Consider the following 22,195-nt stretch of genomic DNA (forward strand, 5'->3'; position numbering starts at 1 on the left):
GGGTGGGGCGGCTGCTTGACGCCGCCCCACCCGTGCCTGTCACGCGGGTCAGTCTCCGACGGTGTCGGTGACCTGCTGGTTGGCCATGGCACCGGCCCACAGCCTGATGTCGGTGATCCTTCCGGGCAGTTGGTGACCCCAGGCTCCGCCCACGTATCCCTCACCGGCCGCGAACTCGCCGGACCCGGCCACCGCCGTGTAGGGATGCGTGACACTGAAGCCGTTCTCGTCGGGCCCGAGATAGAAGTGGATCGTCCCGGACGGGGCGTCGTACGTGCCCGTCATCCGCACCGGGCTGCCCAGATCCGCGGCCTCGTCGGAGACCACCCCGTCGAAGCTGCCGTTCTTGTTCAGCCGGCCGAAGTACCAGTTGCCGACCGGGATGGTCGTGTCCGTCTCCGGGTCGATGTCGGTGCCGGTCAGCTGGTACCAGAAGCCCCAGGCGGAACCGTCCGCGCTGCGCTGGCCGACCACCTGCGCCGTGTACCCGACCGGTTTGGACAGCAAGGCATCGCGGTCGATGTCCACCAGCGTGGTGGCCGTGAACGACGCGGTGTCATCCAGTACCGGCCCCGGGCTGGTGGCCGCCCCGTCCGTTCCGTTCAGGACGAGGGCCTGGCCGTCGAGCGAGGCACCGCCGGACAGGGTGAGCGCGCGACCGTATCCGGAGGTGGTGTCCGCCAGCGTGCTGCCGCTCGCGCCGTCCGGGTTCCAGGCGCCCATCAGCTCCACGCTCGGCGCGTCGTTGGCGTCGAGCAGCTGGTCCTCGGTGGCGATTCCGTCGTCCGTCAGGGCACGCTGCCAGACGGCCACCTCGTCGATGCGGCCCCGCCAGTAGTTCACGTAGCTGCCGGGGGTGAAGCCGGCCCGGCCGAACTGCAGGGTGCCGTCGCTGACCGTGGCGTCCGACGTGCTGGGCAGCGCCACCGGCGCCCCCTGCAGGCGGCCGTTGACGTACAGCGAGATGGTGCGGTCCACGGAGTTGTACACGCCGCTCAGGTGTGTCCACGCCTTCAGCGGGACGCCGGCCGCGTCGGCGTTCGCGCCCAGGTACTTGCGCACCCCGTTCTCGTACCAGTTCCACAGGAACACCCAGCGTTGGATGCTCGGCGAGTAGTACAGGGCGAATCCGGAGCCGTCGCTGCCCGTCTCCGACACCACCGTGCGGAAGTCGGACCCGTCCGTCAGGTAGGCCCAGGCCGAGACGGTGAACGACGACTGGGTGTTGACGACCGGTGCTGCGGTGGCCGCGTATCCGGACTGACGGGTCGTGTCGGAGGTGTCGTTCAGCCACAGCGACCGATCCCCCTCGCCCCGGCGTGCCAGCGACGACCAGCCCGCACCACTCGTGTAGAGCGTCGCCGCGTGACGCGTGCCCTCGGTCGCCGTGTCCGCCGCCGTCGTCACGCCGGAGCCCGGTGCCGCATCGTCGAAGTGCCAGCGGCCGATCGCCGTCTGCCCCTCGGCGACGTTGAACTTCACGATCGTCTTCGCACCCCAGCGTCCGGCACTGTCCTGCGCCCGTACCTGCAGCTGCTGGGTGCCCGCCAACTGGGGAGGGATCCCGGCCGTGACCTTGTTTCCGGGGATCGGCTTGGACCAGACGGTGGAGGTCGCCAGCTTGTACTCGTAAGCGGTGTTGGTGTCCCCCGAGGCCGGCGAGAAGGTGAACTGGCCCGCCACACCCGGGCCGCCGGCGGGGTCGCACGCGTTGGCCGTGCACGCGGAGTACGGGCTGCCGAAGGTGACCGTGGGTGCCTTCGGGGCGGTGGTGTCCACCTTGAAATAGCACCAGCCCTTGGTGGTCACCGTGCTGTGCGACTCCAGAGAGCTGCCGCCGCTGTCGTAGTAGGAGCGGCTGAACACCGCCAGCCGGTACAGCGGCCCCTCGGACAGCGTGATCGGTGACGGGTACGTGAGCACCGTTCCGTTGCCGACGAAGCCGCTGGTGGGCCGCACCGGCTCGGTCGCCACGGACCAGCTGCCGTCGCTGTTCTTCTGCTGGACGTAGAAGTGCGCCCGCAGACTCGCTCCGCTGCCGCCGCCGGTCGCCGTCCATACCGTGGCGGTCAGGCTCGGCGTGGGATCCGCGATCACGTCCGGGTCGGTGGAATCGGTGTCGCAGCTGATACCGCTGCCCTCGACGATGCCCGCCTTGGTCGGTACCGCGGGCAGCCCGACATACGTCACCGAAAGCACCGCGTCGTTCCGAAACCGCTTCCAGGCGCTGGTGTCCGTCTCGTCCCGGGCCTTCAGCAGCAGGGTCAGCCGCGAGAACTTCCCCGCCGCGAAGTCCCCCACCGTCGATGTCAGGCCCGAGCCGCTGAACTCGACCGGCGCCGGCGGCTGCGAAGGATCACACAGCGAGCTGCGGCCCGCCGACACGTCGCGGCTCGCCATCATCCCCAGGTACGAGGGACGGGTCGACCATGTGGTCGACGACGAGATGTTGCCGGTGCGCTCCAGGTCGACCCAGCGCGCGTCGCATGTGAAGGACCAGCTCTCGGTCGCTCGGAACGTCGCCGACAGCACCTTCTTGCCCGCCAGACTGCTCGGCGAGAACTGGAAGTACAGCCGCTCGGTGTAGCCGGGGCCGCAGTAGTAGCCGTTCCACGAGGAGCAGTGGCCCGTGCCCTTGCCCTCGTTGCTGCTGCCGTTGCCCCAGTTGAAGTCGCTGACGCCGTCCGAGCGCAGATACGTGTGGGCCGTCTGGTCCAGGCCCACACTGGGGTCGATGTAGAGGGGGTAGGCACTGCTGTCACTGTTCGCCAGCATGCCCGCGTCCGGCACCACAGCCAGTGAGTCCGTACCGACCTGGACCGGCAGCACCGCCGACGCGTCGCCGTCACCCGGTCCCGCCGTACCGTCCGCCGACGTGCCGGTGGACGGGTCAGTGGTGGCCGACGGGGACGGGTCGCTCGCCTGGGTGACCGTGGCCGTCCGCTCCAACTGGGGGGACGAGCCGGAAGTGCTCGCGTCGCCCTGCGAGTCCCACATCAGGGCCGGCGGAGCGGAGAAGACCGGGCGCGCGTCGTCGTCCACGGCGGTCATCCCGCCGCCGCTCGTCGACGCCACCGTCAGCCCGTCCGCCTGCAGCGAGAGGGCGACCTTCTTCAACTCCGGATCGGCAGCCGCCTGCGGGGACTTCACCACGAGCAGCTCACGGAAGCTCTCGGCAGTCGCCGTCATCCGCAGGTCCACGCCCGGCAGCACATCGGCGTACACCGCGCTCGCTCCGTCCAGCGTGGGCTTCGGCAGCGTTCCCGGCCAGCCCAACCGCAAGGACTTGCCGCCCCGGCCGATGTCCACCAGCCCCGAGCCGTCGCCGCCGTCGGAGAACGCCAGATCCACCACGGCCGCCTTCGGGCCGACCGTCCCGTCCGGCCGAACCTCCAGGGTCGGGTCCGGGGACACCCACGACCCGTCGCTCCGGTGCACCCGCACCGGTACGGTCGACTGGTCCAGCCTGAACGTCGTGCCGTCCGGGTTGGCGTATGTCGTCGTGTACTCCGTTCGGTCGTCGGCGACCTCGACCGGAGCATCACCGGCCATCGCCTGCCGCGCGGCGGCCGCCTCCGGAGAGAGGGACCTCGTGCCGACGGAACCGGACTTCCGGCCATCAGCAACGGCCGTGTACGCGGCGGCCATGGCGACCGGCTGTATCAACAAGACGAACGCGGCCAGCCACGCCGTATGCGACGACCGCACACGTCTACAACCCGAATCCCCCACAGCCCACCCCTGAGCACTTGACGAACTGATCACAATCACTTGGCGATTGAGGAGCATGGCAGGAGCAACTGAGCTGAAGTCCAAGGGAAACATCAAGATCAGACAAGCGATCGCCCACATACGAGCAAAGAATTCGATCGTTCACCTTGGTGACGGGTGCCGTCCATCGGTTCGATGTCCGTCGACGGCTGGGAGGTCGTCGGCGGCTTCGCCACCTCGCCACGACCAGGGGTTGTGCAAAACGTTTTGGATCCTTAGCGTCCGGTTCGGACGGAAGGATCCGCATGATGCGCCGACTGATCGTGACGTCCTGCTCGGTGCTTCTGGTGCCCGAGCAGGGCTCCTGCCGAGTGGAGACCGACCAGGACATCCTGGTCGAGGACGGTGTGATCGCCTGGCTGGGCCCGGCGGGTTCAGGGCCGGAGGCGGCCGGGGCCGAGATCGTGGACGGCACGGGGCTGATCGCCGTACCCGGGCTGGTGAACGCCCACACGCACGGGCCGATGACGCTGATGCGCGGCGCCGCCGAGGACGTGAGTGTCGAGGCCTGGTTCAACGAGCGGGTGTGGCCCATGGAGGTCAACCTCACCCCGGCCGACATCGGCCTCGGCGCGGAGCTGGCCTGTGCGGAGATGCTGCTCAGCGGGGTGACCACGTTCGCCGACCACTACTTCCACGCCGAGCGGATCGCCGATGCCGTCGTGCGGACCGGGATCCGGGCCGACATCGCGCCGACCTACTTCAGCAGTCAGGGCCGCGCGGCCCTTGAGGAGAGCGCCGGGACCGCCGCCGCCCTGCACGGCACGGGCGACGGGCGGCTCACCGCGTCGCTGGGCCCGCACGCGCCGTACACCGTCGAGGACGCGGACCTGGTCCGGGTCGCGGAGCTGGCCCGGGACCTGGGCCTGCGGATCCACCTCCACGCCGCCGAGCACCTGGAGCAGACCGAGTCGAGCCTGGCGAGGCGCGGCATCACGCCGATCACGGTGCTGGAGCGGACCGGTGTGCTGGACGCGGGCGCGCTGATCGCGCACGGCTGCGGCATCGTCCCGGACGACCTGCCGACGCTGGCGGCGCACCGGGACCGTACGGGTGTGGCCAGCTGCCCGAAGGTGTATCTGAAGCACGCTCTGCATCCGCTCACGCCGGTGCGGAGCCTGCTGGACGCCGGTGTCGCCGTGGGGGCCGGGACGGACGGGGCGGCCGGGCACAACACGCTGGACGTGTGGGAGGCGATGCGGCTGGTCGCGCTGACCCAGAAGCAGGCCGAGCGGGACGCCACCTGGATGACGGTCTCCGACACGGTCCGGCTGGCCACCCGCGGCGGGGCCCGGGCGCTCGGGCTCGGGGACCGGATCGGCGCGCTGGAGCCGGGGCGGGCCGCGGACATCGTGCTGGTCGACCTGGGCGGAGCACACTGCCGGCCGGTGCACGACCCGGTGGCGGCGCTGGTCTACAGCGTGCGGGCGAGCGATGTGCGCACGGTCGTGGTGGACGGACGGGTCGTCGTGCGCGACGGCCGACTCCTGACGGTGGACCTGCCGGGGCTGCTGGCCGAGATCGAGGCACGCGTGCCCGCACTCCTGGACACCTCGCACGGCAGGGCGGTGCAGCACTATGACCCGTGAACAGGACCAGGACGGGGAGCGCCGCCGACCGCAGACCGGCGTCGACGCCCGCACGCCCGCCCTCCTCGACACCTCCCACCGCAGGGCGGTGCAGCACTATGACCCGTGACCAGGACGAGGACGGTGAGCGCCGCCGGTTGCGGCGGCCCGCGTCGATCAAGGACGTGGCCGCCGCCGCCCGGGTGAGCCCGACCACGGTGTCGCACGTGCTGAGCGGCAACCGGCCGGTCGCGGAGGAGACGGCCGACCGGGTCCGGGCGGTCGTCAGCCGGCTCGGCTACGTACCGGCCTCGACGGCCCGCAATCTCCAGGCGGGTTCGACCAACGTCATAGGGCTGCTGGTGCCCGACATCACCAACCAGTTCTTCGCCGAGCTCGCCAAGGGCGTCGAGGACGCCGCCCACGACCTGGGCTACGGGGTCATCCTGTGCAACACCGAGTTCGACCCCGACCGTGAGGACCGCTATCTGGAGATGCTCCGCGGCCGGTTCATCGACGGCATGGTGTACGCCTCCGGCTCGCCGCCCTCCCGTGGCCGGCTGGCGTCGCTGCTCGGGCGGTTCCCCATCGCCCTGGCCGACGAGGTCGTCCCCGGCCTGCTGGAGCAGACCATCCTGGTCACCGCCGACCACCGCGCGGGAGGCCGACTCGTCGGACAGCATCTGAAGGAGCTGGGCCACCGCCGGGTACTGGCGATCAGCGGCCCGACGGACCTGGTCAGCAGCCTGGAACGGATCGCCGGTTTCCGCGAGGCGTTCGGCGACGCGGGCGTCACCGAGGTCGAGGGCGCCTTCGTCGAGCGGTCCGGCTACCACCTGGTCGCCGCGGCCCTGGAGGACGCCGGCCCGCGCCGCTTCACCGCCGTGTTCGCCGCCAACGACCTGATGGCGCTCGGCGCGATCGCCGCCCTCGAGGACGCGGGCCTGCGCGTCCCCGACGACGTCTCGGTGGCGGGCTTCGACGACATCATGCTCGCCTCCCGTGTCCACCCCCGCCTCACCACCGTCCACCAGCCCGCCTACGACGTCGGCCGCACGGCCGGTGCCCAGCTGCTGAGCTACGTCCACCGGGACGAGGTGCCCCCCGCCTCCCGGCACATCCTGCCGGTACGGCTGAAGATCCGCGCCAGTACGGCGCCCGTACGCCCGCCCCGCTGAACAGGGCACCGCCGCCCCACCACCAAGCGACACCCATCACCTGAAAGGTCGTTCCGCGATGCCCCATGTCCTCGTCGTGGGTGAGTCCTGGTTCATCCACTCCGTCCACCAGAAGGGGTTCGACTCCTTCTTCACCTCCGAGTACGTCGAGGGCGCCCAGGTCTTCCTCGACGCGCTGCGCGACCGCGGCCACACGGTGACGTACGTGCCGGCGCACGAGATACCGAGCAGGCTGCCCGTCACGGCCGAGGGTCTGGAGCCGTACGACGTCGTGGTGATCAGCGATGTCGGGGCCAACAGTTTTCAGCTCACGCCGGAGACCTTCGCCCGCTCGGTGCCCACGCCGGACCGGACGGAACTGTTGCGGGCCTACGTCGAGCGCGGCGGCGGCCTGCTGATGGTGGGCGGCTATCTCACCTTCACCGGCATCGACGCCAAGGCCCGTTGGGGGCGCACGCCGCTGGCGGCCGCGCTGCCGGTCCGTCTGCTCGACCGGGACGACCGGGTGGAGCTCCCCGCCGGCGCCCCACCGCGGGTCGTCGCCCGGCACCAGGTGGTCGACGGGCTGGACGCGACCTGGCCGGATCTGCTCGGGCTCAACGAGGTGACGGTACGGGACGGGGCGGAGCTCCTCGTCGAGTGCGCGGGCCATCCGTTGCTGGCCGTGGGCGGCTACGGGGAGGGAAGGTCGGCGGCCTTCACGTCCGACCTGGCGCCGCACTGGGCCCCGCCCGCGTTCCTGGGCTGGAAGGGCTACCCCGAGCTGTGGGACCGGCTGGTCCGCTGGCTGGCGCAGGCCCCGGTGAGGGAGGTCGGCTGATGGTCACCCCCCACATATCGGCCGCCCCCGGCGACTTCGCGCCGGATGTCCTGATGCCCGGCGACCCGCGCCGGGCACGCCGTATCGCCGAGACGGTCCTCCAGGACGCCCGGCTGGTCACCGACGTGCGCGGTATCGAGGGATATACCGGAACCTACCGAGGCGTGCCCCTGTCCGTGCTGGCCTCCGGCATGGGGATGCCATCGGTCACGATCTACGCCACCGAGCTGTTCCGTTTCTACGGCGTGCGCAGCATCGCGCGGGTGGGCACCGCGGGCGGCATACCCGCCTCGGTCGGGCTGCGGGACGTCGTCGTGGCCACCGCCGCTCATACCGACTCCGCGATGGGCAGCCGCCGTATCGACGGCGTGCACCTGAGCCACGCCGCCTCCTTCCGGCTGGCCGCGGCCGCCGCACGGGCCGCCGGGACCGGACAGCACATCCATGTCGGGCCCGTGTTCACCACCGACCACTTCTACCTGGAACGCCCGGCGCTGTTCGAGCGGCTGGAGGCCCACGGCACGCTGGCCGTGGAGATGGAGGCCGCGGGCCTCTACGCGACCGCCGCCGCCGAGGGCGGCCACGCGCTCGCCGTGCTGACGGTCAGCGACCATGTGCGCCACCCGGAGGCGCTCACCCCCGCCGAGCGCGAGACGGACTTCGACCGCGCCGTCACCATCGCGGCCACCGCACTCCTCACGGAAACAATTTCCTAACACGACGGCCATAGCCAAAACGTTTTGCATTGCATAGCTTTCGGCCAATGGAAAAGAACGGCCCCCGCTCGAGAAAGAGATCAAAACGATGAACAAGATCAGAATTCTGGGGGCCGTCGCGGCGCTCTCCCTCACCCTCGCGGGATGCGGTGCCTCGACCGCCACGGACTCCGCTTCCTCCGGGAAGTCCGGAAAGCTGAGAATCAAGTTCGTCATCAACGGAAACCTCGGCGACCGTTCCTTCTTCGACTCGGCGTACGCAGGCCTGCAGAAGACCGAGAAGGACCTCGGCTACAGCCTGAAGGTCGTCGAGTTGGGCAGCGACCGCACCAAGTGGTCCTCCGGCTTCGAGGACGCCGCCGCCGGCGACGACTACGACGTGCTCGCCGCGGGCACCGTCGACACCGTCGACTTCGTCTCCAAACTGGCTCCGGAGTACCCCGACAAGAAGTTCTGGCTATTCGACGGATCCGTCGACTACACGGGCAAGAGCGGCTGTTCCAACAAGTGCGCGAACGTCTACTCCGTCACCTTCAAGCAGAACGAGGCCGCTTATCTGGCGGGATTCCTCGCCGACAAACTCGTCGCCGCCAAGGCCCTGCCCGGCAGTGGCGGAAACGGCAAGGTGGGCGTGATCGGCGGAGTGAAGATCCCGGTCATCGAGGACTTCGTCGTCGGCTTCAAGGCAGGCTTCAAGGCGGCGGGCGGAAATCCGTCCTCCGGTGTCCTCGTGCAGTACGTCGGCGGCGACAATCCGTTCGGCGACCCGGCGAAGGGCAAGCAGATCGCCTCGGCGATGTACGGGCAGGGGGCCGAACTGGTGTGGCCCGTCGCCGGGTCCTCGGGCCTCGGCGTGTTCGAGTCGGCCGTCGCCGCCAAGCGGTACGCCTTCGGGGTCGACTCCGACCAGTACAAGACGCTGACCGACGCGGCCCAGCGGCAGACCGTCGTCACCTCCATCCTCAAGAACGCCGGTAACGCCCTCTACCTGGCGGCCAAGGAGAACAAGGCCGGCACGCTGGCCTACGGGAAGCCCGCCGCCGTGGGCCTGGCCGAGGACGGGGTGGGCTACGTGGACAACGCCAACTTCGACAAGCTCGTCCCGGCCGACCTGCGCGCCGAACTCCAGGCGCAGGCCGCGAAGGTCAAGTCCGGTGCCGTCACGGTCCCTTCGGCCTTCTGACCTCCGAGGAACACTGGTGGAACCCATGGAGAAAACCGACGAAACCCTCGCTGGAGCCCCTCCCGCCCTGGAGGCCACAGGCCTCGGCAAGACCTACCCCAACGGCACCCGCGCCGTCCGCGATGTCGACCTGGTGGTACCCGGCGGCGAGATCAGGGCGATCGTCGGCCAGAACGGCGCCGGCAAGTCCACCCTGATGAAGCTGCTCTACGGACTCGAGCAGCCGTCGGCCGGGCACATCGGCGTGCACGGGCGGCGGGTCAGGTTCGCCGGGCCGCAGGACGCCATCGCGCTGGGCGTGGGCATGGTCCACCAGAACCTCATGCTGGTCCCGTCGTTCACCATCGCCGAGAACGTCGTCCTCGGCGTCGAGCCGGGCCGGGCCGGCCGCGTCGACCGCGCCGCCGCAGCAGAACGTACGGCCGCGCTGGCCGAGGAGGCGGGGCTCGCCGTCGACCCGGAGGCCAGGGTCGACACGGTGTCCGTGGGGATGCGCCAGCGCGCCGAGATCCTCAAGGCCCTCCACCGCGGCGCCCGCATCCTGATCCTCGACGAGCCCACCGCCGTGCTCACCCCCCAGGAGACCACCGACCTCTTCACGGCGGTCCGCCGGCTGCGTGACTCGGGCATGACCGTGTTGTTCATCTCGCACAAGCTCAAGGAGGTGCGCGAGATCAGCGACCGGGTCACCGTCATGCGCGCCGGGTCGGTGATCGGCACCGTACGCACCGACGACGCGACGCCCGCGCAGCTGGCGACCATGATGGTCGGCCGCGAGATGTCCCTCGACGTGCCGAAGCCGCCGGCGCGGCCCGGGCAGCGCGTGCTGCGGGTGCGCGGACTCGCGGGCCCCGCGGTGCACGGCGTGTCCCTCGACATCGCGGCCGGTGAGATCGTCGGCCTCGCGGGCGTCGAGGGCAACGGCCAGACCGAACTCGTCGAACTCCTCGCCGGACTGCGCCGCCCCACCGCGGGCTCGGTCACCGTGGACGGCACCGACGTCACCCACCTCGACGCGGCGGGCCATCGCCGGGCCGGCATCGCCCACGTACCCGAGGACCGGCTGACCAACGGGGCGGCCCTGGACCGCTCCCTCGCCGACAACCTGATCGTCGACCGTCACGACCGACCTCCCGTAGCCCGCCGCGGCATCCTGCGCACCCGCCGCATCCGCGAGCTCGCCGAGGACCTGATCGGCCGTTACGAGATCCGCGCCCCGCACCCCGACGCGGCGGCCGGAGCGCTGTCCGGCGGCAACCTCCAGAAGGTCGTCGTCGCCCGCGAACTGTCCGCCCGGCCACGCCTGTTGCTGGCCGCGCAGCTCACCAGGGGCGTCGACATCGGCGCCATGCACTTCATGTACGAGCGGCTCCTCGAAGCCCGTGACGCGGGTGCGGCGGTGCTGCTGGTCTCCGCCGACCTCGGTGAACTCCTCGCGCTCTCCGACCGGTTGCTGGTCATCAAGGACGGCCGTCTCGTCGCCCGTTTCGACGACCCGGCCGGACTGACCGAGGAGGCCACCGGCCTGTACATGCTCGGTGTGGAGCGGCATCCGGACGAGCGGATCACGGCGGGTGTCCGATGACCTCGACCCTGGAACCGGCGGCGGAGGAACAGCGGCGGCCCGAGACACAGGGCCGCCGGGAGTTCCTGGCCACCCGGCGCCGTACGGTGGTCGTCGAGCTGACGATGACGGTGCTGACCGTCGCCGTGGCCGTCCTCATCGCCTTCCTGGTCGTCCTGGCCACCGGCAAGGACGCCACCGGCGCGCTGAACGCCCTGCTCACCGGCCCGCTGGAGCGCACCCCCCGGATCGGCCGCTGGCTCGCCGACGCGACCACCCTGGCGCTGCTCGGCCTGTCCGTCGCGATTCCCTTCCGGGCCCGGCAGATCAGCCTCGGCGCGGAGGGCCAGGTGTACGCCGGTGCCCTGGCGAGCGCGCTGGTGGCGATCAACCTCCATCTGCCGCCGGTCGCCGCCGTACTGGTGCCGTTGGGCGCCGCCGCCCTCGCCGGGGCCACGCTCGGCGCGGTACCGGGGGTGATGAAGGCCCGCCTCGGCGCCAACGAGATCGTGGCCACGCTGATGCTGAACGCCGTCGTCGTACGCGTCTTCGACTATCTCCTCACCGACCATCTCAAGGCACCCGGCAGCAGCGCCGTGCAGTCCGCCCCGGTACGCCCCGACTCGGCGCTGCCGCTCCTCTCCGACTTCTTCGGCGTCCCCCTCGACCAGGCGAACATCGGCCTCTTCGGCATGCTCGCGGTGGCCGCGGCCGTGTGGTTCCTGCTCGCCAGGACACCGCTCGGCTACCGCATCCGGATCACCGGTTCCAACCCGGACTTCGCCCGGTACGGCGGCCTCGACGTCCCGCGCACCATCGAGTGGAGCTTCGTCATCGGCGGCGCGCTGGCCGGACTGGCCGGAGCGCACCTCGCGCTCGGGATCTACGGCGGGCTCCAGCCCGACATGGCCGGCGGCCTGGCCTTCGAGGGCATCGTCGTCGCCCTGCTGGGCCGCAACAACCCGGTCGGGGTGGTCGCCGCCGCGCTCCTCTACTCGTATCTGCGGGTCGGCGGCGACGTGATGGAGCAGCAGACCGACGTCGGCTCCGAGGCCGTGACCATCATCCAGGCGGTGATCGTGCTGCTCGTGACCGCCCGGGCGCTGCCCGAACTCGTCAAGCGGTACCTCGCCCGAAGGGAGGCCCGCTGATGGGTCCGGTCCTCGACGTAGTGCTCAGCACCGGCTTCCTCGGGGTGTCGACGCGGTACCTCGCCCGAAGGGAGGCCCGCTGATGGGCCCTGTCCTCGACGTGGTGCTCAGCACCGCATTCCTCGCGGCGATCCTCGGGGTGTCGACGCCGTACGTCCTCGCCGCCCTCGGCGGGCTGCTGGCCGAGCGGGCCGGAGTGCCCAACATCGCCCTGGAGGGCTCGATGCTGAGCGCCGCCTGCACGGGCGCGCTGGTTGCCGGATACAGCGGCTCGGTGTGGGCCGGAGCCGTCTGCGGAATCGCCGCCGGCGCGCTGCTCGCGCTGCTGCTCGGCGTACTGCACCTCTACCTCGGCGCGGACGCCATCATCGCGGGCATCGGCCTCAACCTCCTGGCGGCGGGCGCGACCGCGTACACCGTGTACGCGCTCCTCGGCGACAAGGGCGGGACCAGCCGCCTCCACAGCGGCGCGCTGCCCTCGGTCCGGCTGCCGCTGGTCGAAGACGTCCCCGGCGTCGGCGCGGTATTGAGCGGGCAGAACGTGCTGACCTGGGCCGCCCTCGCCGCCACCCCGGCGGTCGCCTGGCTGCTGTACCGGGCCCGGTTCGGCTTCCACCTGCGCGCGGTCGGCGAGCACCCCGAGGCGGCACGCTCCGTCGGCATCCACGTCCACCGGGTCCAGTTCCGCGCCCTCGCGCTCAGCGGCGCCCTGGCCGGTGCGGCCGGAGTGTTCCTGAGCATGGGCGCCGTGTCCTTCTTCGTCACCGGCATGACCGCCGGCCGCGGCTACATCGCCCTGGCCGCCGTCTTCCTCGGCGCCCTGCGCCCCTGGGGCGTGTTCCTCGCCGCCCTCGGCTTCGGCGCCGCCGAGGCTCTCGCCGTCCAGCTCGGCAACCTCGACATCCCGTCCCAGCTGGTCTCCGCGATCCCGTACGTCTTCACCCTGCTGGCCCTCGCGTACTTCGCCTGGCGCCGCCGACGTGCCTCCCGCACCGCGACCGCCCCAGTCTCACCGCACGCCTTGGAAATCACGTAAGCATCCACTCCGCGCACGCCTTCGCCACCGCCCAGACCCTCGCCGACCAGCCCGGCAACCTCGCCATCTCCGTCACCGCCCGCACGGCCGCCGTCCCCACGGCACCGCCCGGCCTGCCCACCCTGGAGACCCCATGAGTATCCGCGCCGCCCGCGCCCGGATCATCGCCTCCGCATGCGTCCTCGCCTCCCTCCCCGCCCTCGTCGGCACCCCGGCCGCCGCTCACGACAGCGCCGTACGCCTGGACTTCCTCGGCGAGCGTGAACTGCCCAACGCCCTGGCCTACGAGGGCACGACGGTCGGCGGTCTCTCCGCGATCAGCTACGAGGCCGGGACCAGCACGTACTACGTGATCAGCGACGACCGCTCGCAGACCGGCCCCGCCCGCTTCTACACCGCTCACGTCGACTTCGCCGACGGCACCCTCAAGGGCGTGGAACTCACCGGCACCCACCCGTGGCTGCGCCCGGACGGCACCACCTTCCCGCCCACATCGACCGCCACCGCCACCGTGGCGCCCGACCCGGAGGGCATCGCCGTCGACCCGCGCGACGGCACCCTGGCCTGGACGAGCGAGGGCGAACGCATCGTCCCGTCCGACGGACCCGCCCTCCTCGGCGACCCCTGGATCCGCCGCGCCACCACGACCGGCGACTACCTCGGACAGCTCCCGCTGCCCCCGCAACTACACATGAGCGCACAGGAGTTCGGCCCCCGCAAGAACCAGACCCTCGAAGGAGTCACCTTCACCCCGGACGGGCGGCGGATCGTCACCGCCATGGAGGATCCCCTCTACCAGGACGGCGACGACCCCACGCCCGAGCACGGTGCGCTCACCCGCATCACGGTCCACGACGCACGCACCGGACAGCCGCTGGCCCAGTACGCCTACCCCCTGGAACCGCTGTTCGCCACGCCGCCCGCAGGCAGCACCGACACGAACGGCGTCAGCGACATCGTGGCCCTCGACCGCGACCGCTTCCTGGTCCTGGAGCGCGCCTCGATCTACAGCGACAACAACTGGAAGGCCCGTATCTACCTGGTCGACCTCCACGGCGCCACCGACGTCCTCGGCCGCGACTCCGTCACCGACCCGTCCGCACGGCCCGTCCAGCCGGTCCGCAAGACGCTCGTGACCGACCTGTCCGACGTCCCCGGGCTGCCCCGGGTCGACAACGTCGAGGGCATCACCCTCGGCCCCCGCCTCCCCGACGGCCGCCGCACCGTCGTCCTGGTCTCCGACGACAACTTCGCCGCACGCCAGGTGACCCAGTTCATCGCCTTCGCCATCCACCCCGAGTGAGCCGGTCAGAAGGGGCAGGTGTCCATCCAGCGGGTGACCAGGGAGGTGTTGTTCTTGTCGGCGTCACGGACCGGACCGCACAGGAACGGGCCGAAGCGGACGTCGGCACGCAGCCAGAGGCTGAGGAACGACACGATCCACTTACCCTGCTTGGCCTTGTCGCCGTAGCCCGTCATCGGGCACAGGTGGTCGCCCGGAACCTCGATGTAGAGCTTCTCGGCCTGCGACATGGAGTTGTACCAGGGCACCGCGTAAGTGTTGCCGTGGGCGACGGGATCGCTTTGACAGGTCAGGAAGAACGTGGGGTCGGTGACTGAGGAGAAGTTCATGTTCGGGTAGTACGGGGCCGTGGGCACGCCCGCCCGGAAGCGCGGGTCGTCCCGGAGGGCCGCCATGACGCCGCCACCGCCCATCGAGTGACCGACCGCGCCGAGTGTGCCGTTGAGCTTCCCCGACAGCGGGGTGCCGGGAGCATTGCCGAGCGCGAGCAACTGGGTGCCGGCGGCGGTGATCTGACGGCCCCGCGAGGCGGGATCGTCGGTGAGCGTGTTGGTTCCGACGTTGATGACGACGAAGCCCCAGGAAGCGAGGCGCGGCGCGAGCCACCGCAGGTTCTCCTGCGTGCCCTGATAGCCCGGCATCAGGACGACGCCCGGGTACGAACCACCGGTCGTCGGGTACGTGACCGTGCCGGAGCCGTACCCGCTCGGGCCGGAAACGGTGTAGGTCGCCGTGGGCAGCGGCCCGTCCATGGCCTCCAGGGAAGCGGTCGTCGGGTCCGGGATCCCGTTGCCCGGAGGGGTTCCGCCGCCGGAGCCGTACACCTGGAACTCCCACAGCGAGTAGCCATAGGCGGTGCCCCGCTGGGTGCCGTAAACGCGGACGTACCGGCCGTCGCCGTTCACGTCGAGAGTCTGAAGGCCGCCGGTGCTTGTCGTGGTCGAGTAGACGGTGGTCCAGGCGGTGCCGTCGTCGGAGGTCTGGACCTGGAACGCGCGCGCGTACGCGGCCTCCCAGCGCAGCACCACTCGGCTGAGGGTGACGGTGGAGCCCAGATCGACTTGGAGCCACTGCGGATCGCTGAAGGTGCTCGACCAGCGTGTGCCGGTGTTGCCGTCCACCGCCGCCGACGCGGGAGTGGCCGCGTTCTCTGTGGACGAGGAGGTGGCGGGCCTGCCCTGGGACAGCAGGTCGGCGGCGGCCGCCGGCGGGGCGGCGGCGGTCAGCAGAGTCAGCGCCAGGCCGAGGGCGGTGGCCAGCGCGATCAGTGCCGTCATGGCACGCGGTCGGGTCCGTAATGGCACGGTCATGTCGGTCGAGCGACGGGATGAACGCATGATCTACCTCCGGAATGCGGGGAGAGTGCGGTGGCCGGTCAGCGAGGGCCGGCTATCGGGACTGTTCGAAGAGCCAGTCGATGACCACGTCGTTCTCGTAGGTCTGGGCCCATGCGAAATGTGGGTTCGGCGGTGTCGTTCCGGCCGTGTAGCTCGTGAACAGCACGTGGCTGCGGGTGGCCCGGGCCTGCCTCAGTAGCGCCCGGGACCGGGCCTCGAACTGGGCCTTCGGCAGGTCGTTGGCCCACTCCCCCCGGCTGACCCGTGCGCCGGCGGTCTCCAGGGCGTTCATCAGGGTCCAGGTGCCGGGCTTGCCGAACCGGCCCTCCCGGTAGGGGACGACCGGGTCGTCGATGGAATGGTCGGCCCACATCGGGATGTGCGTGATCTTCTCCATGACGGCCGGGTCGCCCCAGCCGGCCGTGGGCAGGGCGGCCGCGAACACGTCGGGGCGCTTCGCCAGCAGGCTGTAGATACCGCGACCGCCTGAGGACAGGCCGACCACGTAGAGCCGGTCCGTGTCCACGGCTCCGGAGTTCTCGCTCACGAAGGTGTCGATGAGTTCGATCAGCGATGCCTGGACCTTGGCATCGGTCCAGTCCGTGCCGTCGGGTCCGTCCATGGGACGCGGCAGGGGGATCTGGGGAGAGAGGACGAACGCGGGGTCGCGGCGCTGTCGTTCGGGTTTGGCGAACGTGACCGCGATCCGGTTGGACGTCAGCTGGGTCATGTTGTTGTCCGCGACCTCGCCACCGCCGTGCAGGGTGATGACGAGCGGGTACCGCGTGCGCGTCCGAGGGTTCCTTACGAAGTCCGCGGGCCGGTACAGCCGGAAGTCCAGTTCGAAACCCGCGGAGTCGGTGAACGAACCGGCGGTGAAGTCGTCGACCACGGGAGTGATGACGTCGTCGTTCCGGTTCGCGAACGGACCGGCCCTGAGCACCGTTTCGCCTCCCGGGGTACGTACGTCCGCCACCTGTCTGACCGAATACGCGCGGTCGAGCGGCAGGGGATCGGTGCCGGCGGCCCGCGCGTTGGAGTCGTTCGGGTCGAGCTCGACGATCAGGTGCTTCCCCGGCCGTCCGGGGTGCGGGCGGTCGTCCACTTCGGCGGCGGTGTTGGAGTAGACCCGGGTCACCGTGCGAGCCGCTGTCTGCCCGCCGACGGTGGCCCGCACCTGGAAGGCGGCGGGCGGGACCGTCCCGTCGCGTAGATCGACGCGCTGCGCGTACTGGATGGCGACCGCTGTCACCAGCCAACCGTTCCTCGGCGTCACCTGCGTGAGGAGGTCCGTCCGCAGGACCGGATCGAGTCCGGAGCCCGCTTGCCGTCCCCCGGCCGGGGCTGTCGAGCGGTCGGCGGCCGCGGCGGCCGCCGTGCTCACGGCCGGCGTTGTGACCGCACCCGCGGTGGCGGCGAGCACCGTGCGTCTGGTGATCCGTCTCATGGGTCCTCGTCTCAGTCGGTGGGAGCACCCGGGGCCGGGTGCCTCTGTGCGTTACTCCGGTCACCCGGCCCCGGGCTCGGGAAGCGGGCGGCAGGTCGCAGAGCTGAGTGGCATGCGCGGCGGCTGCCGGGAACGGGCGGTCGGCGGGACACCGGTCACGGGAGCAGGCAGTCGGCGCAGACCGCGCTCACAGCGGGAATGCGCCGGTCGCCAGGGCGCCCGCGGTCATGACGAGGGTGGTGGCGAAGGCCCAGCGGAAGATGAAGCGCTGGTGTTCGCCGAGCGGCACACCGCTCATGCCGACCAGGATGAACGTGGACGCGGTAAGGGGACTGAGCGGGAATCCCGTGGTCATCTGGCCGAGAATGGCGGCCCGCGCGACCTCGGCCGGGTCCGTGCCGAACCCGTTCGCGGTCTCGGCGAGCACGGGCAGCACCCCGAAGTAGTAGGCGTCCGGCGTGAAGACGAGGCTCAGCGGCATGCCGGTGACGGCCACCGCGACGGGCAGGTGCGACCCGAGCGAGTCGGGGACGACGGAGACGAACGCCTCGGCCATCTCGTCGATCATCTTGGTGCCGCTGAGGATCCCGGTGAGGACGCCGGCCGCGAAGATCATCGTGGTGACCAGGACCACGCTCTTGGCGTGCTTGTCGAGCAGCGCCTGCTGCTGCTCCCAGGTGGGGTGGTTGACCAGTACCGCGATCGCGAACCCGAGGACGAACAGCACCGGCAGCGGCAGCACTTCCTGGATCAGGCAGACCACGAGGGTGACGGTGAGCAGGAGATTGAAGATGTTCAGCCAGGTCCGTGGCAGCGGCGGGACCCGGACGGCGCCCGGCCCGTCCCCGGGGGATCGGGTGGCCTGCGGCTCCCGCCCGTCGACCGTCGTGGCCCGCAGGCTCGGCTCGGCAGTCGCGGGGGGCGCGGCAGCCGTAGAAGCGAGGGGTTCACGGCCGTCCCCCTTGTCCTCGCCCATGCGCACGTCCGTGGCCGGACCCGGCGGTGACAGCGCGCCGAGACGGTTGCGCTCCCGGCGGCCGAGCAGGTACGAGGCCACCAGCACCCAGGCGACGCCGAAGCCCATCGCGGGCAGCACGGGGTTGAAGACCTCGGAACTGTCCAGCTTCAGCGCCGCCATGGCGCGTACGGTCGGACCGCCCCACGGGACCATGTTCATCACGCCCGCGCCCAGGCAGACCACTCCGGACAGCACCAGGGGGTTCATACCGAGCCTCTTGTAGACCGGCAGCAGCGCGGAGACGGTGATGAGGAAGGTGGAGGCGCCGTCTCCGTCGAGGGCCACGCACAGCGTGAGGACCGCCGTGGCGACGGTGATCCGCAACGGGTCGCCCTGCGCCGCGCGCAACAGAGCGCGGATCAGGGGGTCGAAGAGCCCGGCGTCCACCATCAGGCTGAAGTACAGGACCGCGAAGGCGATCATGATGCCGGTGGGGGCCACCTTGGACAGCCCACCGAGAGTCAACTCGCCCAGATCGCTCGCGAAACCGCCGATGAGCGCCGCCAGCACCGGAAGCAGGATCAGAGCGACCAGTACCGAGGCGCGTTTGCTCATGGTGACCAGCAGGAGGACGGCGATCGTGGCGAAGCCCAGGGCTGCCAGCATGGCGGCGCTCGCTTTCTCGGGGACGGCCCTCGGCGGCGGTGGGCGGAGTCGGGCGAGGCCAAGCCGAGGTGTTACGCGAGAGTTTCGGAGCACCACCGGATCGGTGTCCAGCATCAAACGGAGATCTGTCCATGCGATAAGCGCATCAATCCACGCGGTGGCGCCCTATGCTCGTCGGCCATGGAGGCCACCACCTTGCGACAACTGACGGCGTACACGGCCGTCGCCCGGGCCGCGAGCTTCACCGCGGCCGCCGCGGAGATGCACGTGTCCCAGTCCTCGCTCAGCCGCGCCGTCGCGGACCTGGAACGGCAACTCGGCGTCCAACTCCTCGAACGGGACACCCGTAATGTGCAGTTGACCGCGGCGGGCGTGGAGGCCCTGCGGATCGCCGAGCAGATCGTCACCGCTCACCGTGCGGGCATGAAGGAGCTCAGGCGCTTCCTGCTCGGCGAGTCGGGAACGGTCGCCGTGGCCACCCTGCCCTCCGTTGCCGCGGTGCTCCTGCCGCAGGTGATCTCCGACTTCCGTGAGCGGCGGCCGCAGGTCGCGGTACGCCTCCTCGACGGGCTGGAGCGGCTGGTACTGGACCGGGTCCTGTCCGGTGACGCCGATTTCGCGATCACGACCGTCGGGGACCCGCCCGAGCAGTTGGAGCACCGCCCCCTGGTCAGGGACCGCTTCGTCGCGGTGCTGCCGGAAGGCCACCCGCTCGCCGACCGCCAGGAAGTCGCCTGGGACGACCTGGCTCGTGAACCGTTCCTGGCCGTCGGGCGCGACTCGAGCGTGCGCCGGCTCACCGACGCGGCGTTCGCCCAGATCGACGCGCACGCGGCACCGGCGGCCGAGGCGGGCAGTGTCGCGACCGTGGGCGGACTGGTGACCGCCGGCCTCGGGGTGTCGGCGATGCCCGCCCTCGTACTGCCGCTCATGGGCTCCGGACACATCGTCTGCCGCCCTCTGGTGGACCCCGTCGTGGACCGGCGCCTGGACATCGCACTGCGTGCCCGTCGAACGCTCCCGGTCGTGACGCAGCGGTTCCTGGAGACGCTCGAAGAGTTCCGCCTCCAGCGCCGCCCTCTCCCGCCCGGGGTTTCGTGGGCGTGAAGGCCCGATCGTTCGGCGATTCATGCGTTCTTCGCATTGATTGATGGCCTTCTGTTGCTCGACAAGCATTTCTCCGCTCCTGCAGTCTGAAGACCCGAACAGCAGGGCGAGGGAGCACATCGGTGTCGGACGACGAGCGGAACACCAGCGGACTTGGGCAGTTGCGCGGGCTGAAAGTGGTCGAGTTCGCCCATGTGGTGGCCGGGCCACTGGCGGGCTCGATGCTCGCCGACCAAGGAGCCGACGTCGTCCACGTGGAACCGCCCGGCGCCGGTGACGCGGCCCGTGCCATGGGGCCCCAACGAGACGGTGTCCCCTTGTGGTTCAAGGTCGCCGGCCGCAACAAACGCTCGGTCACCCTCGATCTGCACCACGAGGCCGGCCGGGCCGTCGCCCACCGGCTCGTCGCCTGGGCGGACGTCGTCATCGTCACCCTGCGCGCCGGACGCCTGCGCAGCTGGGGACTCGACTGGGACTCCGTGCACCGGATCAACCCCCGGGCCGTACTGCTGCAGATCTCCGGATTCGGCGCCACCTCGTCGCAGGCGGACGCCCCCGGCTTCGGCAAGATGGGTGAGGCCCGCAGCGGAGTCGTCCACCTGACCGGCTTTCCCGACGGCCCGCCCGTCCACACCGGCTTCTCCCACGGCGACGCCGTGACCGGCCTGATGGGCGCCTACGCCGTCCTCGCCGCCCTGCACCGACGTGACCACGACCCCGATTTCGACGGCGAGTGGATCGACCTCGCTCTCTTCGAGTCCCTGTTCCGTCTCGTCGAGTGGCAGGTCATCGTGCACGACCAGTTGGGTCACGTTCCCGAACGCTCCGGCAACCAGCTGGCGGTCGCCCCCGCGGCTGTGATCAACACCTACCGCTCCCGCGACGGCGAGTGGATCACGGTGACCTCCGCGACGTTGCGCTCGGTCCGCAACATCGCCCGCCTGCTGGGACTCCCCGAGGAGGAGTTCGCCACGGCCCGGCAACAGCACGCCCGGCGCGAGGAGTTGGACGAGGGCCTGCGGAACTGGGTGGCGGAGCGCGGCACCGGCCAGTGCCTGGAGGAGTTCGCCCGTGCCGAAGTCGTGGCCTCCCGGGTGTTCGACGCCGCGGACATCGCCACCGACCCCGTGTACGCCGAACGCGAGGACATCGTCACCGTCGACGACCCCGATCTCGGTCCGGTGCGGATGCAGGCGGTGATCCCGCACTTCCGGCAGCGGCCCGGCCGGGTCTGGCGGACCGGGCCCGCCCTCGGGCAGGACAACCACCTCGTCTACGGGCAGTGGCTCGGACTCAGTGCGGACGAACTGGCTCACCTGGAGAAGAGCGATGTCATCTGAGGGGCCGTCGGAGAGGCTCGCCGAGGTGGACGCGGCAGCGGTCGACCGGCCCCCGCTGCGCTCCCTGCTCTTCGTCCCCGGCAACAGAACCGACTGGCTGTCCAAGGCCCGGGCGGCGGGCGCCGACGCGGCGATCCTCGACCTGGAGGACGCGGTGCCCGCCGCCGGCAAGCTCGCCGCCCGCGCACAGGTGGCCGACGCCCTCGCCCAGGCCGCCACCGAGCCGGCCGGTCATGCGGGACGGATGGCGCTGTTCGTCCGGGTCAACCCGCTGGACGGCTGGGCGGGAGCCGAGGAACTGCGGGCGGTCGTACGGCCCGGGCTCGCCGGCGTCGTGCTCCCCAAGGTCGGCTCAGTCCAGGACGTGAGGCTCGCCGACCGGCTGCTGGGCTGGTGCGAACAGGAACAGGGTCTGCCGCCGGGCCAGGTCGCCCTGGTGCCCCTGCTGGAGACGGCCCGTGGCCTGCGCGAGGCCTACGACATCGCCCAAGCCGCCCCGCGCGTCGCCTACTTGGGCGCACTCACCGCCCCCGGCGGCGACGTGGAACGCGCCGTCGGCTACCGCTGGAGCCCAGAGGGAACCGAAACGGTGGCTCTGCGCTCCCGTGTCCTGCTGGACGCCAGGGCGGCCGGAGTGCCGCACCCGGTCAGCGGACTGTGGACGCGCATCACCGACCTGCCGGGGCTGCGCTCGTTCGCCGAACAGAACCGCTCCCTCGGCTACGAAGGGATAATGGCGATCCATCCTTCCCATGTCCCCGTGATCAACGAGGTGTTCTCCCCCGGCCCCGACGAACTCGCCCGCTGCGCAGAGCTGATCGCGGCGGTCGAGGCGGCACAGCGGAAGGGGGCGGGCGCGGTGGCGTTCCGGGGCGAGATGGTCGACGAGGCCATGGCCGCCACGGCACGCCTTGTCCTCGAACGACACCGAAGCGCTGGTTCGCGCGGCTGAGGAACTGCCGCCGTCCGGCCCGTGATGGCCCGTAACCGCTGGAGCTGCAAGGGCCGTTGTCAGTGCCCCCTCATAAAATGAAGACATCATTCGGGGAG

At 70.9% G+C, this 22,195-nt stretch carries 16 protein-coding genes; 12 read left to right on the forward strand and 4 right to left on the reverse strand.

The genetic code is table 11. From position 1 onward, the window contains the following. Window positions 1-48 precede the first annotated feature (48 nt). A complete protein-coding gene (locus ACIBJB_RS02800) occupies window positions 49-3,648 on the reverse strand; it encodes a LamG-like jellyroll fold domain-containing protein (RefSeq protein ID WP_398925803.1) in 3,600 nt (1,199 codons plus the stop codon). A 368-nt stretch (window positions 3,649-4,016) separates the two neighbouring features. Between ACIBJB_RS02800 and ACIBJB_RS02805 the strand changes: the two genes are divergently transcribed. The 9 genes from ACIBJB_RS02805 (at window position 4,017) to ACIBJB_RS02845 (ending at window position 14,290) form a co-directional block, all read left to right on the forward strand. After that, window positions 4,017-5,360 carry an amidohydrolase gene (locus ACIBJB_RS02805; RefSeq protein WP_398925807.1) on the forward strand — a complete coding sequence of 448 codons (1,344 nt, stop codon included), beginning with the start codon at window positions 4,017-4,019 and terminating at the stop codon, window positions 5,358-5,360. Between the two features lie 98 nt (window positions 5,361-5,458). Next, on the forward strand, window positions 5,459-6,517 hold the full coding sequence (locus ACIBJB_RS02810) for a LacI family DNA-binding transcriptional regulator (protein ID WP_398925809.1): 1,059 nt from the start codon (window positions 5,459-5,461) through the stop codon (window positions 6,515-6,517). A gap of 58 nt (window positions 6,518-6,575) precedes the next feature. Then, window positions 6,576-7,337, forward strand: coding sequence for a glutamine amidotransferase (locus tag ACIBJB_RS02815; protein ID WP_398925811.1), 762 nt, complete (start codon window positions 6,576-6,578; stop codon window positions 7,335-7,337). Continuing rightward, window positions 7,337-8,053: a purine-nucleoside phosphorylase gene (gene deoD, locus ACIBJB_RS02820; protein WP_398925813.1), complete on the forward strand. Its 717-nt coding sequence runs from the start codon at window positions 7,337-7,339 to the stop codon at window positions 8,051-8,053. The genes ACIBJB_RS02815 and deoD overlap by 1 nt, the downstream gene beginning before the upstream one ends. An 88-nt stretch (window positions 8,054-8,141) precedes the next feature. Next, the gene (locus ACIBJB_RS02825) at window positions 8,142-9,236 is read left to right on the forward strand and encodes a BMP family protein (RefSeq protein ID WP_398925815.1); all 1,095 of its coding nucleotides are present in this window, start codon (window positions 8,142-8,144) and stop codon (window positions 9,234-9,236) included. A 16-nt stretch (window positions 9,237-9,252) separates the two neighbouring features. Continuing rightward, window positions 9,253-10,821 (forward strand): ABC transporter ATP-binding protein, encoded by a 1,569-nt coding sequence (locus ACIBJB_RS02830; RefSeq protein WP_398925817.1) that lies wholly within the window; start codon window positions 9,253-9,255, stop codon window positions 10,819-10,821. Beyond that, window positions 10,818-11,951, forward strand: coding sequence for an ABC transporter permease (locus ACIBJB_RS02835; RefSeq protein ID WP_329227609.1), 1,134 nt, complete (start codon window positions 10,818-10,820; stop codon window positions 11,949-11,951). Before ACIBJB_RS02830 ends, ACIBJB_RS02835 begins: the two co-directional genes overlap by 4 nt. A gap of 82 nt (window positions 11,952-12,033) precedes the next feature. Then, the gene (locus ACIBJB_RS02840; RefSeq protein ID WP_398925819.1) at window positions 12,034-12,987 is read left to right on the forward strand and encodes an ABC transporter permease; all 954 of its coding nucleotides are present in this window, start codon (window positions 12,034-12,036) and stop codon (window positions 12,985-12,987) included. 133 nt (window positions 12,988-13,120) lie between these two features. Further along, the gene (locus ACIBJB_RS02845; RefSeq protein ID WP_398925821.1) at window positions 13,121-14,290 is read left to right on the forward strand and encodes an esterase-like activity of phytase family protein; all 1,170 of its coding nucleotides are present in this window, start codon (window positions 13,121-13,123) and stop codon (window positions 14,288-14,290) included. A gap of 5 nt (window positions 14,291-14,295) precedes the next feature. Here ACIBJB_RS02845 and ACIBJB_RS02850 read toward each other — a convergent pair whose 3' ends face one another. From ACIBJB_RS02850 to ACIBJB_RS02860, 3 genes are all read right to left on the reverse strand, one after another. After that, a complete protein-coding gene (locus tag ACIBJB_RS02850) occupies window positions 14,296-15,567 on the reverse strand; it encodes a discoidin domain-containing protein (protein WP_398925823.1) in 1,272 nt (423 codons plus the stop codon). Between the two features lie 112 nt (window positions 15,568-15,679). Then, window positions 15,680-17,074 carry a prolyl oligopeptidase family serine peptidase gene (locus ACIBJB_RS02855; RefSeq protein WP_398925825.1) on the reverse strand — a complete coding sequence of 465 codons (1,395 nt, stop codon included), beginning with the start codon at window positions 17,072-17,074 and terminating at the stop codon, window positions 15,680-15,682. 187 nt (window positions 17,075-17,261) lie between these two features. Next, window positions 17,262-18,698: a CitMHS family transporter gene (locus ACIBJB_RS02860; RefSeq protein WP_398925827.1), complete on the reverse strand. Its 1,437-nt coding sequence runs from the start codon at window positions 18,696-18,698 to the stop codon at window positions 17,262-17,264. 180 nt (window positions 18,699-18,878) lie between these two features. On the opposite strand from ACIBJB_RS02860, the gene ACIBJB_RS02865 reads away from it, so the two are divergent. From ACIBJB_RS02865 to ACIBJB_RS02875, 3 genes are all read left to right on the forward strand, one after another. Continuing rightward, a complete protein-coding gene (locus ACIBJB_RS02865; RefSeq protein ID WP_398925829.1) occupies window positions 18,879-19,805 on the forward strand; it encodes a LysR substrate-binding domain-containing protein in 927 nt (308 codons plus the stop codon). 122 nt (window positions 19,806-19,927) lie between these two features. Then, window positions 19,928-21,145 (forward strand): CaiB/BaiF CoA transferase family protein, encoded by a 1,218-nt coding sequence (locus ACIBJB_RS02870; protein WP_398925831.1) that lies wholly within the window; start codon window positions 19,928-19,930, stop codon window positions 21,143-21,145. Further along, window positions 21,135-22,097, forward strand: coding sequence for an HpcH/HpaI aldolase/citrate lyase family protein (locus tag ACIBJB_RS02875; RefSeq protein WP_398925833.1), 963 nt, complete (start codon window positions 21,135-21,137; stop codon window positions 22,095-22,097). Before ACIBJB_RS02870 ends, ACIBJB_RS02875 begins: the two co-directional genes overlap by 11 nt. Window positions 22,098-22,195: the final 98 nt, after the last annotated feature.

The sequence above is a fragment of the Streptomyces sp. NPDC050759 genome (genome assembly GCF_044456945.1).
Classification (GTDB): Bacteria; Actinomycetota; Actinomycetes; order Streptomycetales; family Streptomycetaceae; genus Streptomyces.